This is a genomic window from Stenotrophomonas sp. 59 (assembly GCF_030291095.1).
GTDB lineage: Bacteria > Pseudomonadota > Gammaproteobacteria > Xanthomonadales > Xanthomonadaceae > Stenotrophomonas > Stenotrophomonas maltophilia_Q.
In genome coordinates, this window is the sequence record NZ_CP127408.1 from 704503 (window position 1) to 719834 (window position 15332).

Below are 15332 nucleotides of genomic sequence, written 5' to 3' on the forward strand. Positions count from 1 at the left end.
TCCACGCCCTCTCCGGTGGGTGCCGACCATTGGTCGGCACGCTCCCGGGCCCCATCCAGCCACGGCCGGGGCCCATCCACGCTAGAATTACCCCTTAATCGAATCCCCCAAGCCGCATATGAGCCACTACGAAGGCGATCTTCGCACTCCCGAGTCGGCGCGCTTCGCCATCCTGGCCAGCCGCTGGAATGCCCGCATCACCGATACGCTGGTCGCTGGCGCCCGCCAGAGCCTGGCCGGCAACGGCATTACCGAAGCCAACATCGACGTGATCCGCGTGCCGGGTGCCTGGGAACTGCCGCTGGTCGCCGCGCGCCTGGCCGCCGCCCATGAACACGCCGCCATCCTCACCCTGGGCTGCGTGATCCGGGGCGATACCCGCCACTACGAACACGTGGCCGACCGCTGCGCTGAAGGCCTGATGCGCGTGCAGCTGGACTTCGGCGTGCCGGTGCTGAACGGCGTGCTGGCGGTGGAACGCGTTGAAGACGCCGAGGCTCGCGCAGGCGGCAGCCACGGCAACAAGGGCGAGGAAGTCGCACTCGCCGCATTGGAAATGGTCAATCTCCTGGAGCAGCTGCCATGAACAAGAACACCCAGGGCAAGCCCTCCGGTAAACCCGTCCGCCGCGATGGCGTCGATCCGGTGCTGCGCTCGCGCGCCCGCCGTCGTGCCGTGCAGGCCATCTACGCCTGGCAGATCTCCGGCGGCAACGCCCAGTCGCTGATCGCCCAGTTCGCGCACGAGCAGGCCCGTGAAATCGCCGACCTGGCGTATTTCGAGGCGCTGCTGCACGGCGTGCTCGACAACCGTCGTGATATCGACGAAGCCCTCGGCCCGTACCTGGACCGTGGCATCGAGGAAGTGGACGCGATCGAACGCGCGGTGCTGCGCCTGGCCGGCTACGAGCTGCGTTACCGCCTGGACGTGCCATACCGCGTGGTGATCAACGAAGCCATCGAATCGGCCAAGCGCTTCGGTTCCGAACACGGCCACACCTACGTCAACGGCGTGCTGGATCGTGCCGCCGTGGAATGGCGCAAGGTCGAATCGGGTCACTGACCCGTTTCTGCTTCTGGTGGATGCCAACCTTGGTTGGCATGGGTGAAAACCCGCTCGACCGTTGCACGATGCGGGAACCTGCTTTGATCTTTGAACGGCGCGGGAACCTGATTTGGTAGAGTCGACTGTTAGTCGACTGCCTTTCGATCAGCAGTCGTGGTGTCTTACGGGAGAGCAGTCGACTAACAGTCGACTCTACCCCGTCAGTTCCGCCCCAGCGGTTCCGTCGCCTCGGTTCAACCCCACCGGTTCCAGCTCGTCGGCATCATCCACCCGCGCCCGCCGCCCATCCATGCAACCCGCCGGAGCGCCCCATGTCCCTGGCCGAATTCGCCCTCATCGACCGTATCCGCGCCCGCACCCTCGAGCGCGACGACATCCTGCTCGGCATCGGTGATGACGCCGCGCTGCTGCAGCCGCGCCCGAACGAACAGCTGGTGGTCACCGCCGATACGCTCAACAGCGGCGTGCATTTCCCGACGGAAACCCCGGCTTTCGACATCGGCTGGAAGACCCTGGCGGTCAATCTTTCCGATCTGGCCTCGATGGGCGCGCGCCCGGCCTGGTGCACGCTGGCGCTGTCGTTGCCCGATGCGAGCGAGGATTGGATCGAAGCCTTCGCCGACGGTTTCTTCGCCCTGGCCGACCAGCACGACATCGCACTGATTGGTGGCGACACCACGCGTGGCCCGCTGTCGCTGTCGGTCACTGCGATGGGCCAGGTTGGCCGTGGCCAGGCACTGCGCCGCGACCGTGCACAGGTGGGCGACGATATCTGGGTCAGCGGCACGCTGGGCGATGCCGCCGGCGCGCTGCGCCTGTGGCAGCAGGGTGCGCTGAACGTGGCCACCGCCACGCTGCTGGCCGACTACGAAAGCCTGCGCCTGCGCCTGCTGCGACCGACGCCGCGCGTCACCCTCGGCCTGCGCCTGCGGGCGTTCGCGCATGCAGCGGTGGATGTGTCCGATGGCCTGCTGGCAGACCTGGGCCACATCGCCACGCGCAGTGCGGTGGCCGCGCATGTCGATGCCGATCTGTTGCCAATTTCGAATGCGCTGCGTGAGCTGCTGGGCCGTGAAACCGCCCGCGAATGCGCACTGCGCGGCGGTGACGACTACGAACTGTGCTTCACCGTCGCCGCTGACCAGCGCGATGCGCTGCATTACCTCGCCGAATCGCTGGACCTGCCGCTGACCCGCATCGGACGCATTGTCGAAGGGCACGGCGTACATGTGGATGGCGAAGCGGCCGACGGCGGTTACCAGCATTTCGCCTGAAGCACGGCGCTACCGCGCTGCTGTGGTGGGTGCCGACCTTGGTTGGCACCAATCTGTCAGGCCTCATTGCTGCCTCCGTGTCGACCAAGGTCGACACCTACCAAAGCAGGGCGTGACAAATGGAATTGCCGGGTGTGACCCGGCGTTACCGCGCCGCTGTGGTGGGTGCCAACCTTGGTTGGCACCAATCTGTCAGGCCTCATTGCTGCCTCCGCGTCGACCAAGGTCGACACGTACGAAAACGGGAGCGCGACAAACAAAAACACCGGTCATTGCCCGGCGTTTCCCTTAAACGTGCGGAACGGGTTTGCCAAACCGATTGTCACCCGGCGTGCTGGGCAGCAGCATGAACACCAGCACGGCCAAGCCGGCAAACGGAACCAACATCAGCAGCAGCCACCAGCCCGAACGATCGGTATCGTGCAGCCGGCGAATGGTCAGCGCGATCAGCGGCAGCGCCAGTACCAGCCAGACCACCAGCATCAACCCGGACGAAACCAGCGCCAGCGATGTGGAGTTGATGTAGCCGGCAATGAAGCCCAGCACGTTCAACGGAATCGTAAACATCATCATGAACAGCTGGAACCACCAGTACTCGCTGCGGCTGGCACGACCAGTGAACTGGGTATAGCGCTTCAGCGGAACCATCATCTCGTGCATCTACTTTTCTCTGTGGAGGTTGGAAACGGTCGTCTTTGGCGGGGTCAGGTCCCTTTGCCAGCAGCAAAGGGATCTGACCCCAGAGAAACCGCGCGTTACCGACTTACCGAGGCCTGCTGCTCACGCGGCGCACCGTAGTCATCCAGCCAGGTAAAGGTCACCGATGCCGGCATTGCTGCGCCCTGCGGCAACGCGAAGCGCGCACTCTGGCCCGGCGCGATCATGTCCACTTCCACGCTGCGGCCATCGGCCAGTTTCAGCATGCTCAGCGTCACGTGGTAGGCGCTGGGATTGTGCACCTGCAACGCAGTGCCCTCTGCACGCCATTGCAACTGTGCGGCGGCATCGCGCGCGCTGCCGGGCAGGCCAGCGGGGCGATGGAACAGCTTCACCCGCGTGCGCACGGCGAACTGCAGCAGGTTCTTGTCGGCGGCGTTGGAGGGCTTGGGCGGAATGTCCAGCAGATTGAAGTAGAACACCGATTCGCGGTCGGTTGGCAGCGGCGCCTCCGACGGACGCGGCGCGTAGGTGATGCGATAGGCCTGGCCATGCTTGGACTGCAGCAGGCGCGGTTCGGCCGGGGTCAGCCGGAACGGCGTGCGCACATCCTCCGGGCGCGACTGCGCGTTGCCGTCGTCAATCCAGACCTGGGTCATGGCCGGCAGATCGCCCACATTGCTGGCACGTACCGTGGTGTCGCGGTCCTTGCCGGCGTCGTGCACGATGCGCGTACCCTGCAGCGTGACTGCCGCCGTGGCAGGCAGCGCAACGGCCATCGCCAGCAACGCGCACAGCCACGTCGATGCGTGGTGCTTCATGGGAAAACCTCTTGATGAAGGTGGCCGCCTGGCGCATCCGTGCGCCGGGCGGAGAGGGGCTTACTTGTAGACCACCACGAAATCGCCGGAGGCGTTGGCGGTCCCCTGTGTCGCGTTCTGGCCCGGCGAGGCATACCACGCGCTGTAGTCCAGCTGGCCGGTGCCGCCGGCGGCAATGGTGACCCACAGGGTCGGGTCATCACCGATCTTCTGGTGGTTGCCATCGCCGTCGTACAAGGCCACGCCCACGTTGGTGGCGCCGGAAGCCGCGGTCAGCGCCAGGTTGCCGGTGCTGCCATGGGGCGTGCCGCCGAAGCGCACGCCCACGTCCTGTTCGGCGCCCGAACCCGTGCAATCCAGCGCGATGGTGAAGTTCTTCTGGCCGGCGCGGGTATTGGCGTTGACCGTGGCCAGATCGACCTGGCCCATCGGTACGGTGATGGTGCCGCCAGCGGAACCGACCGAGCAGGTCGACGGCATCAGCTCACCGGTAATCTCCAGCGATTCGGCGTACGCGGCCGGCGCAGCGGCGGCGAGCAGGGACAGGGACAGCAGGTGCAGTTTCAGGGACATGCGAAGTTCTCAACGGAGGGAAGGATGTGCATTGGCCGCCTAGCAGCCAGCGGTGCGCAGTCTCCGCGCTTGCTATCGCTGGGTGAATGCAACAACTTGCAAATGCACTTGCATGGTTGAAGACATCCAGGCAGTTGCGTCGTCACCCGCGTGAGGCAGCTGTTCGTGCCCGTTGTTGACGGAGCGTGGCTTGTCGCCGACACAGGTGCAGATGCGTCAGGCGAAATGCAACAAGTTGAATGTCATTGGCAAGAGCGCTTGCCTAGTCTGGCGTCCCCCCACGTAGCCGCCGCGTGCCCACGCGGCCACCCGCCACATGCAGTTTCCGACTTCCGCCGCATCGCGGTGGGCCGGCGCAATGCGCCCGGTGAAACCCGTTCCCCTGGCACGTGCCATCGGTACCGCGCTGCTGGCGGGTCTGCCGGCCCTTGCTGTTGCCGCCTCACCCGCACCCGAGTTCAGCGAAGGCTTCCTGCTTGGCGGCGAGGCCATCGACATGGCGCGCTATGTCAACGGCAATCCGCTGCCTGCAGGCGACTACGCGGTGGATGTACATGTGAACGGCCAGTTCCTGCGTAGCCAGGACATCCGCTTCGCCATCGACCAGGACCCGCACGTGGCGGTGCCGTGTATTCCAGTGTCGCTGGTTCGCCTGCTGCCGCTGAAGCCGGAATACCTGGATGCGCTGCCCGGCAATGCAGCGGCCTGCGTCGATCTGGCAGAGCGTGTGCAAGGCGCACGCGTCGCCTTCGACAGCGGCACCCTGGAACTGTCGATCAGCCTGCCGCAGGCCGCACAGGCCAGTACCGCACGCGGCTTCGTGGCGCCGGAACTGCGCGACGACGGCGTCACCGCCGCGTTCGTGAACTACAGCGGCAATCATTACCGAAGCCAGGGGCGTGAGAGTTCCTACCTGGGCCTGAACGCAGGGTTCAATGCCGGCGCCTGGCGGCTGCGTCATCGTTCTTCCTTTACACACAGTACGCGTGGCTCGAACTACAACGTCATCAGCAGCCACGTGCAGCGCGACATTCCGGCCTGGAACAGCCAGCTGCTGCTGGGCCAGGGCAATACCGGTGGCGAGCTGTTCGACAGCGTGGCCTTCACCGGTGTGCGCGTGGCCAGCGATGACCGCATGCTGCCCGATTCGCTGCGCGGCTATGCGCCGAAGGTGCAGGGCATCGCCGAAGGCGCGGCACGTGTCACCATCCGCCAGAACGGCAACATCATCCACGAAAGCAACGTGGCGCCCGGTCCATTCTCCGTCGAGGATCTGTACCCCACCAGTTTCGGCGGCGACCTGGAGGTCACGGTCACCGAGGCCGATGGCCGCGAGCAGCGCTTCAACGTGAACTTCTCTGCAGTGCCACAGGCGCTGCGCGCAGGTGCTTCGCGCTTCGCGTTCACCGTGGGCGAGCTGCGCGACACCCAGCGCAGCCTGCAGCCGCTGCGCTTTGCCGAAGGCACCTACGCGCGTGGCATCAGCAACGGCCTTACCCTGCTGGGCGGTGCGCAGGTCGGCCAGCACTACCAGTCGGTGTTGTCGGGCGCGGCCATCAATACCCGTATCGGCGCCTTCGGCGTGGACGTCACCCATTCGCGCGCCAGCTTGGTGCCGGGTGAGCGCATGTCCGGCAACAGCTTCCGGGTGAACTACCAGCGCTATGTGCAGGCCACCGGCACCAACTTCGGTCTGGCTGCCTACCGCTACAGCACGCGCGGCTTCCTCAGCCTGAACGACACCGCGCGCGTGCTCGGCGGCGGCGCGGTGGACGAATGGGGTTACGGCTTCCGTGCACGCGAGCGCTACCAGCTGAACTTCTCGCAGAAGCTGGGCGAGCGCACCACGCTGCACCTGAGCGGCGGCCAGGTGGCCTACTGGGACAGCAGCCGCAGCCGCAGCGACCTGCAGCTGAGTGTGCAGACCAGCACGCGACGGGTGAACTACGGCCTGTCGGCCCTGCGCTACCAGCAAGGCAATGGGCGCCAGGACACGCGCTACGCCTTCACTTTGAGTGTGCCGCTGGGCCGCACCCATCACGCGCCTCGGTTGAGCACGCAGCTCAGCCATGCCGGCAGTGGCGCGCAGGCGCAGGCCACCCTGACCGGCAACCTGGGGCAGGCGCATGCGCTCAGCTATACGCTGTCCACCACCCAGGGCAGCGGCCAGGGCAGCAGCAGCGCCTATGCCGCGTGGCAGGGTGGGCGTGGTCACCTCGACGCCAGCTATAGCCGCGTGGGCGACTACAGCAGCCTGTCGCTGGGTGCGGCGGGCAGCGTAGTGCTGCACGGTGGTGGCATCAATCTGGGCGCGCCGGTCGGTGATGGCTTTGCATTGGTGCAGGCCCCCGGGGCGCAGGGCGCACGCGTGGGCAGCAGCAGTGATGTGCGCGTGGCGCGCAACGGCTACGCGCTGGTGCCGCACATCAGCCCGTACCGCTGGAACACGCTGGATCTGGATCCGGCCGGCCTGCCGATGGAGGTTGAACTGCTGCAGACCTCGCAGCGCGTGGCACCGACCGCCGGTGGCATCGTGCGCGTGCCGTTTGAAGTACGCCGCGAGCGCACCCTGTTCATCGATGCCACCGACGCGCTGGGCCAGCCGTTGCCGTTTGCCGCGCAGGTGCATAGCGAAGATGGCCTGCCGCTGGGCGCAGTGGGGCAGGGCGGGGTGATCCAGCTGCGTGGCGCGCAGGATGCAGGTGCCTTGATTATCGATCCCGAAGGCGCGGCGCGCTGCCGCATCGAGTACCGCATACCTGACGCTCCGGACGCCTATGGGCTGTCGTGGAGCGTGGGAGTGTGCGTTCCACAGCGTCTGGCGGCGGCCAGCGCGTCGTTGTGAGCACCCATTACGGTCGTTCATCCCCAATCAGGAGAATTCCATGAAATCCTCGTTTCTCGTCTGCGCCTTGGTAGCCTGCGCTGGCATGTTTCCTTCCGTCGCCCTGGCCGACACCGCCACCCTCACCATCAGCGGCCGTGTGCTGCCTGGCACCTGCACCCTGGCGGCACCGCCAATCGCCCTTGATCCGATCAAGGCCGATGAACTGGTGGTGGGCGACAACGGATTGAAGGCTGGCGTGCTCAACTTCACCGGTTGCGTAGGCGTGAGCAAGGCGGTGCTGTCCTTCAGCGGCACGGCGGCCACAGGTGATGCCGAGCGCTGGCAGAACACGGCCAGCACCGACCCCGCAGTGGGCGTGAGCGTGGCCTTGCTGGCGGGTGCCACGGGAACGACCTATCTGAAGAACGGGGATACCGGTATTGAGGTGCCGGTGACCGGCGCAACGGCAAGCTACCCGCTGCGTGCGGGCTACTACGCAACCGCCTTGACCGGCCTGCAGGCCGGTGAAGTACGCTCGGAAATCACCGTCACTGCCGACTACGAGTAGAGTCGAGCTTGCGTGGCTGCGTTGTTGTAGAGCCGAGCCATGCTCGGCTGAGGCGCGCAGGGGCCGTGATGTCTCGAAGGCTCGCCTCCACAAGCGACGTGAAGCTGCACATCCCCCACCACGCACGCATATGCGCGCGGCCCGTGAACGCCGCACAAGGCCGCGCACGGTACTTCGCAACAAGTTGCATGGTCCTGCGCCCGTTTGAACTGCACCATGCATGGCTTCAACCTTTCACCCCGGAGCCATCATGTACGTTGTTCCCAACGTCGTGCGCGCATTGACGCTGGCCGGACTGACGTCGTTCGGTTTAGCCGCGAACGCGATGTGCGTTCCGGATGTTCCCAGCGTGACGTACGCGCAGACCGTGCCCGTGCGCTTCGTGCAGGAACCGGACGTGCTGCTGCATACCGCTTCTAGTTCGTTCATCACGATGCATTGCGAGAGTGACGAGACCCTCATCGTGGCACCACGACTGCTGGGTCTGAGGTATGTGCGTGACATCGATGGCTGGCCGGCGTTCGAGATGAGCCCGGATTCGCCCCTGGTGCAGCTTCGCTTGGACGCCACACCATTGAACGATGAGGAGGGTCTGGAACCTTTTCCGATCGACCCGGTGAACAATTCCACGCACTGGGTCTCTGGCAGCTCGGGCGGATCGATGTTCAGGTTCATGCTTGATTTCTACTCCCGCGGTGGCGCGATGCGCCCGCAACCGCAGCGCGCAAGTGGCTCGGTACAATTGCAAGGAACTGGCGGCGCGGGCGATTTCTATTTCGAGATCGGCTACGAATTCCGAGGCACCACCTGCGCGTTGATGGATGCCAGTCCAGTGCTCGACCCCATCAGCGCCGATGCGCTGGATGCCACGGGTACCGGTGGCGAGAAAGACTTCACTGTGCAGATGGACTGCGGTGTTCCCGGTCGCCCGGTGTCGTTGGAAATCTACGATGCCACCGATCGCAGCAACATGAGCGACATCCTGGCACCGGCGGCGGGCTCCAGTGCGCAGGGTGTAGGCTTGCAGGTGCTGCACAACGGCCTGCCGCTGCCGATGGGGCGGGTGTGGGCGCATACCGATTCCACCGGCGCCAGTGAACGCATCCCATTCACTGCGCGCTATATCCGCTTGGCAGGTGAGCCGTTGCTGGCCGGCGAGATCATTGGCCAGGCTGTGCTGGTGGCCAACTACTACTGAGCGGAAGGCGCTTGGTGCCTTCGCACCTGCGCCAGATGCCGATTGACCACGCTGAAATAGCGCGCTGGTGCAGCCGATGTAGAGCCGAGCCATGCTCGGCTTTGCGCGCAGCGCGGTTTCATCGCGAGATGTCCTGAGAACAGCCGAGCATCGCTCGGCTCTACAATGCAGCGTGCAGCTGCGCATCCACATATTCGGCCAGCCCACGGCACGCCAGCAGCAACCCCTCGCGCGCGTCATCGCCCACCTGCTGGCTGATCTCGCCATCCACGCGCACGCGTTCTGTAGCGTGCAGCAACTCCAACAGAAACGTCAGCCCGGCATTGGCGCGGTCGATGCGCGCCAGAGCCAGCCGCTGGCCCGGCGTGCGGCCTTTGCCAGGCCACGGCTGTCCATCGGCGGCGTCGCCCTGGCGGATGTGCTGCAGGCAGTGCAGCAGCGTGATGGTGCCGGGCGCTTCGCCTTCCTGCAGTGCGGCGAAGGTGCTCTCCAGCGTGCGCGCCAGATCGTCGGGCAGGCGCGTGGCGGCCTCGCCCAAGGTGGCAAACAGATGGGGATAGTGTGACGTGGTCATGGCGGCGTCCTTGTGTGCGAAGCAAGGGGCCACCCCGCTTAACAGCGAGGGTGGCGGACGGTGCGTGGTTGCAATACCGGTGATTAGTGTCGCCAAATGCCGGCGGGCACGAGGCCCCCACGCACCGCCCGCCAAAGATTCGCGGACAGAATGCCTGCCGACGCCACCCGAGGGATGAGCGACGCCGGCAGGCAAGCGTAAACGACACTAATCAAACGGGATTGCAAGCCCGTGCCACCCGTTGTCGGTGGCATATGCATGATGCGCACGAAGGTGCTGCTGTACCAATCAGATAAGTTTCAAATTCAAAGTTGTTGCAATCTGCATGTACGCGAAAGGTCGTCATGCTGAGTGAGGCGATTGCGTCAGAATTTGCGCAGCCTCCTCGTAGAGTGGAGCCGATGCTCGGCTCATCGCGCGAAGCGCGGGTTCAACGTGATCTGGCCGGAGAGTAGCCGAGCATGGGCTCGGCTCTACAGTGCGGTGGGTGCAAATGATGGCGTCAGAGCCCATCGCCATTGCGATGGGATCCGACCCCGGGTCATCGGTAGCGCCGGGCCATGCCCGGCGAGCATCACACCGGCGGCAACACCTTGCCCGGGTTGAGAATCCCATCCGGGTCCAGTGCGGCCTTGATCGCGCGCATCGTTGCCAGCGTGGCCGGGCTGAACGCCTGCGCCATGAAATCGCGCTTGGCCAATCCAATGCCGTGTTCGCCAGACAACGTGCCGCCCAACGCCAACGTCAGTTCGAAGATCTTCGGCAGCGCGGCATGCGCGCGTGCGTTCTCGTCGGCATCGTCCGGGTGGTAGAGGATGTTGACGTGCAGGTTGCCGTTGCCGGCATGACCGAAGGTGACGATGGTGAGCGTGTAGTCGCGTGCCAATGCCTGCACGCCGGCCACCAGTTCCGGAATGCGCGACACCGGCACCACCACGTCTTCATTGATCTTGCCGGGTGCCACGGTGCGCAGTGCCGGCGACAGCGACTTGCGTGCGGCCCACAGCTGGTCGCGTGCGCGGCCTTCCATCGCCACGTCCAGCTCGATCATGCCGTCGCCCTCGGCGGCGGCGGCCAGCGCCTGCAGCAGGTAGGGCAGGGTGTCGTGGTCACCATCGGCTTCGACCAGCAGCATCGCGCCGGCCTCGGGTACTTCAGCACCGTTGAGGCGCAGCAGTTCCAGGCTGCGGGCGTCCATGAATTCCAGGCGCGTGGGCACCACCGGCTGCGACATCAGGCGTGACACCGCAGCGGCGGCCGCATCGGCGTCGTGGTACAGCACGCGCAGGCCGGCCTGGCTGACCGGCAGCGGGGTGAGCTTGAGGGTGGCTTCCACGATCAGCGCCAACGTGCCTTCGCTGCCCACCAGCAGATGGGTGAGGTCGTAGCCGGTGGAATCCTTGGTGTAGGCGCCGCCGCAGCGGATCACCTCGCCGGTGCCGGTCACTGCCACCAGGCCCAGCACGTTGTCGCGGCTCGTGCCGTACTTCACCGCGCGCGGGCCACCGGCGTTGCAGGCGAGGTTGCCACCCACGCTGCAGATCTCCGCGCTGGACGGGTCCGGTGCCCAGAACAGGCCGTGCGGTGCCAGCGCCTGCTGAAGCGTTCCATTGAGCACGCCCGGCTGCACCACGGCGCAGCGGTCGCCGGCGCGGATCTCCACGATGCGGTCCATGCGGGTGAACGACAGCACAATGCTTCCCGGCACCGGCACGGCAGCACCGGTGGTGCCGGTGCCGGCACCGCGCGCGACCAGTGCTACGTGATGGGCCCGGCACGCACGCACCAGTGCCTGCACCTGTTCGACGTTGGCAGGCAGCGCGACGGCGGCGGGGCGCTGGTGGCGCCATGAGTTGTCCTGCGCGTTTGCTTCCAGCGCGTTGTCATCCATGCGCCAGCCCTCCGCGCCCAGCAGGGCAGACAGTTCGGCAATCAATGCGGCGGGCAGGGCAGTACTCATGACGGATCTCGTGGGGCAGCAGGAGCGGGTTGGATCAGTTTCCAGGCAACAACGGCGCCGGCCAGCGGCAGCCACACCCAGCGCAGTTCAGAGAGCAGGGTGGCGATGCCGCGCGCGCTGAAGAACTGCGGGGCGAACGGTGAAACGCGGATCGGCCGCCACGGGGCGAAGAAGCGGTGTTCGCTCCACGGCCAGGCCAGGGCGACGCCAAGGCCGCCGGAGGTCATGGCGTCGAGCAGGGGATGGCTGGCGGCGCAGACGAAGACGAACGCCATCGCCTGCACGGTGGATACCAACGTTGGCCGCGCCGTGGTAGGTGCCAACCTTGGTTGGCACGAAACCGCCGACCAAGGTCGGCCGCTACCAAAGAACGCCCACACCGCGGCCAACACCGCCAGAACCCCGGCAAACAACAACGAATGACTGGCCCCGCGATGCCCGAACGCATCGGCATAGGGAATGTGCAGCACGAAGGCCAGCACATCGGCATCGGGCAACATCGCGGCGACCACACCGGCAGCCAGCAGCCATGCCGGAATGCGGCCACGATCCGCGGCGCACCACAGCGCCAGCGGCACAGCGGCATGGGTGATGATCGACGGCATCAGTCACGCACCATGGTCGTGCCGGCCAGGCTGCGCGCTGGTAGGTGCCAACCTTGGTTGGCACAGAAGCGCCGACCAAGGTCGGCCTCTACCAAAGCAAACGGTACCCATCAGCAATCATCCAGCCGGAACGCATCGCGCAGCCAGTTCAACTGCGGCGGTTCACCCGTGGCTTCCACCACGTCGAAACGGCAGGGCGCATCGGCCAGAGCTGGATTGTCCTGCAGGTACAACAACGCAGCATGGGCCACGCGTCGGCACTTGCGCACATCCACCGAGGCGGCGCCGCCGCCGAAATCGGATCGCGCGCGGTAACGCACCTCCACGAACACCACGGTGCCGGCATCGTCCATCACCAGGTCCAGCTCGCCGCCGCGATAACGCACGTTGCGCGCACGCGGCTGCAGTCCGGCCTGTTGCAGATGCTGCTCGGCGGCGGCTTCCACCGCCGAGCCCCGTTGGCTGCGCTCAGCGACCACCGACGATCGGCATCGGCCGGCCGCCATTGAAGGTGGACCAGGCCGGCTGGCGCAGGATGTTGCCGTTGCTGTCCAGGAACAGAGTGCCAGTGGCACCGTCCAGGCCGCCTTCATTCGACAGCTTGTCCAGGTAGGCGGTGATCTTCCAGGCATCGGCGCCGAAGGCAAACAGGCGGCCGGCCGCACCGCGTGCGCTGGGCAGGGTGCTGGCCACCTGGCTGGCCGAGGGCAGGCCGGACACGCTGCGCACGTTCCAGGCTTCGTTCGGGTAGACGATGCCGTCCAGCGCCACGTCTTCTTCCACCTTGCCGCTACCGACGGTCAGCTGCGAGGTGCCGACGCGGGTGGCGCCACCGGCACCGGCCAGCGCCAGCTGCGGCGCCAGCAGGCGGGCCTGCGGGGCGCGCACGGCGAGGAACACGGCATCGACCTGGCCGGCATTGCGCACCTGCGCGCCGACATCGCCAACCGCGTCGCTGACGCCGACGGTGGCCACCACCTGGCCGCCACGCTGGGCGAAGCGCTGGGCGAAGGCCGCAGCGGCACGGCGGCCGGTGTCGTCGGCGCTGTTGATCACCAGCGCCTTGCCGCGCTCGCGGCCACGCAGGTACTCGGCAGCGACGATGCCGTCGTCTTCCGGCGCCAGCGAGAAGCCGGCGCTGCCGGCTGGCGGCGCATCCTTGCCACGGTTCAGGGCCAGCACCGGCACCTGCAGCTGCTGGCGGCCGTACACCGCGTCCACTTCGTCGCGGCCCAGCGGGCCGACCACGAAGTCGGCACCGGAGGCGACGGCCTTGTCATACGCGGCCAGCGCACCGGCCGGGGTACCGGCGGTGTCGATGAAGTTGATGTCCGGGCGGCGGCGGGTCTCGCCGTAGTAGGCGGCCAGCAGGCCATCGCGCACCGGCTGCGCGGCGGTGGCCAGGCGGCCGCTGAGCGGCAGCAGCACGGCCAGCTTGGCCGGCGGACGGTAACCGTCGCTCATGGCCGGCGGGCGCTTGCTGGTATCGAACTGGGCGGCGCCGTCGCGGTCGAACGGGCGCGGCAGAGGCAGGCCACGCGCGATCAGCGCGCGGCCGGCGAAGTTGTACAACGGGTCGTTGGCCGGCAGGGCGGCGGCACGGCTGCGCAGGGTGGCATCGTCAAGCGTACCGAGCAGGCCGGCAATGGCGGCCTGGTTTTCGCTGCGTGCGCTGCCGGTCAGGCTGGCGTGGGCGCGTGCGCGCTCGGTGGCGGCACCGAAGGCATCGCCGGTGCCCTGCAGGGCAGTGGCGCGGGCCAGGTGCCAGCGCGTGCGCAGGGCCGGCAGTACGTTGTCGCCACTGTCTTTCAGCAGGGCCAGGGCCTGTGCCGGCTGCTTGTCGGCCAGTGCCAGCTCGGCGCCGGTCAGCTGGTAGCGCTGCAGGCTGGCGCCGGTCAGCTGGCGGGCGGTGAGCTGGCCCAGCAGGCTGCGCGCGCGGGCACTGTCGCCGGCCAGGTTCCAGGCCCAGGCCGCATCGGCCAGGGCATTGGCGCGGGCACCGCCACGCAGCGTGGCGGCCAGGCCTTCCAGCTGCAGTGCGGCGTCGCGCGGCTTGCCCTGTTCGATCAGCGCCAGCGCCTGGCTCTGGGCCGGCGATTCGGGCGCGCTGGTCAGGCTGGTGGTGGCACAGCCGGCCAGCAGCATCAGCGACAGCGACAGGGCGGAGATCCGTGCGGCGGGCTTGTTCATGATCGGGTCCATGCGATGAGGGCAGCGGCCTTGGCCGGGTACACGCTACGATTCTACCCTTGCCCCGTGAGTACCGCTGAAATGAGTGTCCCAACCCTGTACGTCGTCGCCACCCCGATCGGCAACCTGGCCGATCTGAGCCCGCGCGCGCAGGAGGTGCTGCGCTCGGTGGCGGCCATCTGTGCCGAGGACACCCGCCGCAGCGGCCAGCTGTTGTCCCATTTCGGCATCCAGCAGCCGCTGGTGGCCCTGCACGAACACAATGAAGAGGCCCTGTCGCAGCGCCTGGTGTCGCGCCTGCAGGCGGGCGAGTCGCTGGCGCTGGTGAGCGATGCGGGCACCCCACTGGTCAGTGACCCCGGCTTCCGCCTGGTGCGTGCTGCCCGTGCGGCCGGCATCAAGGTCAGCCCGATTCCCGGTGCCTGCGCCGCCATCGCCGCGCTGAGCGTGGCCGGTCTGCCCAGCGACCGCTTCAGCTTCGAAGGCTTCCTGCCAGCCAAGGCCAGCGGCCGCCGCGACCGCCTGCAGGCGTTGGCCGGCGAAGTGCGCACGATGGTGTTCTATGAATCCTCGCACCGCATCGCCGAATCGCTGGCGGACATGGCGGCGATCTTCGGCGGCGAGCGCCCGGCGGTGCTGGCACGCGAGCTGACCAAGCTGTTCGAGACCGTGCTTGATGGTGACCTGGCCGGCCTGCTGGCCAAGGTGGAAGCCGACGAGAACCAGCGCAAGGGCGAGTTCGTGGTGATGGTGCAGGGCGCCGGCGACGATGAGGAAGCGCAACTGGCGCATGGCCGCCGTGTGTACGCCAAGCTGAGCGAGCATCTGCCGCCGTCGACCGCGGCGAAGCTGGCGGCCGAGTTGACCGGTGCGCCGCGCAAGGCGTTGTACGGGAGTTGATGGATCGTGCGGACCAAGGTCCGCACCCACCAATGCGGAATCCGCACCCGCCAGGGCAGCGGAATCGGTAGATCCACGCCATGCGAGGATGGATGAACCGCACGTCGCGATCAACGCGGC

The 15332-nt window shown here is 66.9% G+C and carries 15 protein-coding genes; 7 read left to right on the forward strand and 8 right to left on the reverse strand.

All coding sequences use genetic code 11. The features are described 5' to 3' along the window. Positions 1-118 precede the first annotated feature (118 nt). The 3 genes from ribH to thiL all read left to right on the forward strand — a co-directional run bounded on the left by ribH (position 119) and on the right by thiL (position 2339). Positions 119-586, forward strand: a complete 468-nt coding sequence (gene ribH, locus QP552_RS03085) for a 6,7-dimethyl-8-ribityllumazine synthase (RefSeq protein WP_010481977.1) — start codon at positions 119-121, stop codon at positions 584-586. Continuing rightward, on the forward strand, positions 583-1062 hold the full coding sequence (gene nusB, locus QP552_RS03090) for a transcription antitermination factor NusB (protein ID WP_012479139.1): 480 nt from the start codon (positions 583-585) through the stop codon (positions 1060-1062). The genes ribH and nusB overlap by 4 nt, the downstream gene beginning before the upstream one ends. A gap of 314 nt (positions 1063-1376) precedes the next feature. After that, entirely contained in the window at positions 1377-2339 is a 963-nt protein-coding gene (gene thiL, locus QP552_RS03095; RefSeq protein WP_111111051.1) for a thiamine-phosphate kinase, read from the forward strand. Between the two features lie 288 nt (positions 2340-2627). Here thiL and QP552_RS03100 read toward each other — a convergent pair whose 3' ends face one another. The 3 genes from QP552_RS03100 to QP552_RS03110 form a co-directional block, all read right to left on the reverse strand. Then, a complete protein-coding gene (locus QP552_RS03100; RefSeq protein WP_286074958.1) occupies positions 2628-2999 on the reverse strand; it encodes a DUF805 domain-containing protein in 372 nt (123 codons plus the stop codon). A gap of 95 nt (positions 3000-3094) precedes the next feature. After that, entirely contained in the window at positions 3095-3817 is a 723-nt protein-coding gene (locus QP552_RS03105; protein WP_111111049.1) for a molecular chaperone, read from the reverse strand. Positions 3818-3877: 60 nt separating this feature from the next. After that, positions 3878-4390 carry a fimbrial protein gene (locus tag QP552_RS03110; protein WP_111111047.1) on the reverse strand — a complete coding sequence of 171 codons (513 nt, stop codon included), beginning with the start codon at positions 4388-4390 and terminating at the stop codon, positions 3878-3880. A gap of 367 nt (positions 4391-4757) precedes the next feature. On the opposite strand from QP552_RS03110, the gene QP552_RS03115 reads away from it, so the two are divergent. The 3 genes from QP552_RS03115 (at position 4758) to QP552_RS03125 (ending at position 8983) form a co-directional block, all read left to right on the forward strand. After that, complete coding sequence (locus tag QP552_RS03115) at positions 4758-7235, forward strand: fimbria/pilus outer membrane usher protein (protein ID WP_345782972.1); 2478 nt, start codon at positions 4758-4760, stop codon at positions 7233-7235. Positions 7236-7320: 85 nt separating this feature from the next. Beyond that, positions 7321-7785 carry a fimbrial protein gene (locus QP552_RS03120; RefSeq protein WP_111111043.1) on the forward strand — a complete coding sequence of 155 codons (465 nt, stop codon included), beginning with the start codon at positions 7321-7323 and terminating at the stop codon, positions 7783-7785. 250 nt (positions 7786-8035) lie between these two features. Then, entirely contained in the window at positions 8036-8983 is a 948-nt protein-coding gene (locus QP552_RS03125; RefSeq protein ID WP_286074960.1) for a fimbrial protein, read from the forward strand. A 160-nt stretch (positions 8984-9143) separates the two neighbouring features. On the opposite strand, the gene QP552_RS03130 is transcribed toward QP552_RS03125, so the two are convergent. The 5 genes from QP552_RS03130 to QP552_RS03150 all read right to left on the reverse strand — a co-directional run bounded on the left by QP552_RS03130 (position 9144) and on the right by QP552_RS03150 (position 14312). Continuing rightward, positions 9144-9557 (reverse strand): hypothetical protein, encoded by a 414-nt coding sequence (locus tag QP552_RS03130; protein ID WP_111111039.1) that lies wholly within the window; start codon positions 9555-9557, stop codon positions 9144-9146. 574 nt (positions 9558-10131) lie between these two features. Beyond that, positions 10132-11517, reverse strand: a complete 1386-nt coding sequence (locus QP552_RS03135) for an FAD-linked oxidase C-terminal domain-containing protein (RefSeq protein WP_286074962.1) — start codon at positions 11515-11517, stop codon at positions 10132-10134. Beyond that, positions 11514-12122 (reverse strand): metal-dependent hydrolase, encoded by a 609-nt coding sequence (locus QP552_RS03140; protein WP_286074963.1) that lies wholly within the window; start codon positions 12120-12122, stop codon positions 11514-11516. Before QP552_RS03140 ends, QP552_RS03135 begins: the two co-directional genes overlap by 4 nt. Positions 12123-12232: 110 nt before the next feature. After that, positions 12233-12601: a YraN family protein gene (locus QP552_RS03145; RefSeq protein ID WP_286074965.1), complete on the reverse strand. Its 369-nt coding sequence runs from the start codon at positions 12599-12601 to the stop codon at positions 12233-12235. Further along, entirely contained in the window at positions 12591-14312 is a 1722-nt protein-coding gene (locus QP552_RS03150; RefSeq protein WP_197619745.1) for a penicillin-binding protein activator, read from the reverse strand. The genes QP552_RS03145 and QP552_RS03150 overlap by 11 nt, the downstream gene beginning before the upstream one ends. 81 nt (positions 14313-14393) lie before the next feature. Between QP552_RS03150 and rsmI the strand changes: the two genes are divergently transcribed. Next, positions 14394-15212 (forward strand): 16S rRNA (cytidine(1402)-2'-O)-methyltransferase, encoded by an 819-nt coding sequence (gene rsmI / locus QP552_RS03155; protein ID WP_005408070.1) that lies wholly within the window; start codon positions 14394-14396, stop codon positions 15210-15212. Positions 15213-15332 lie beyond the last annotated feature (120 nt).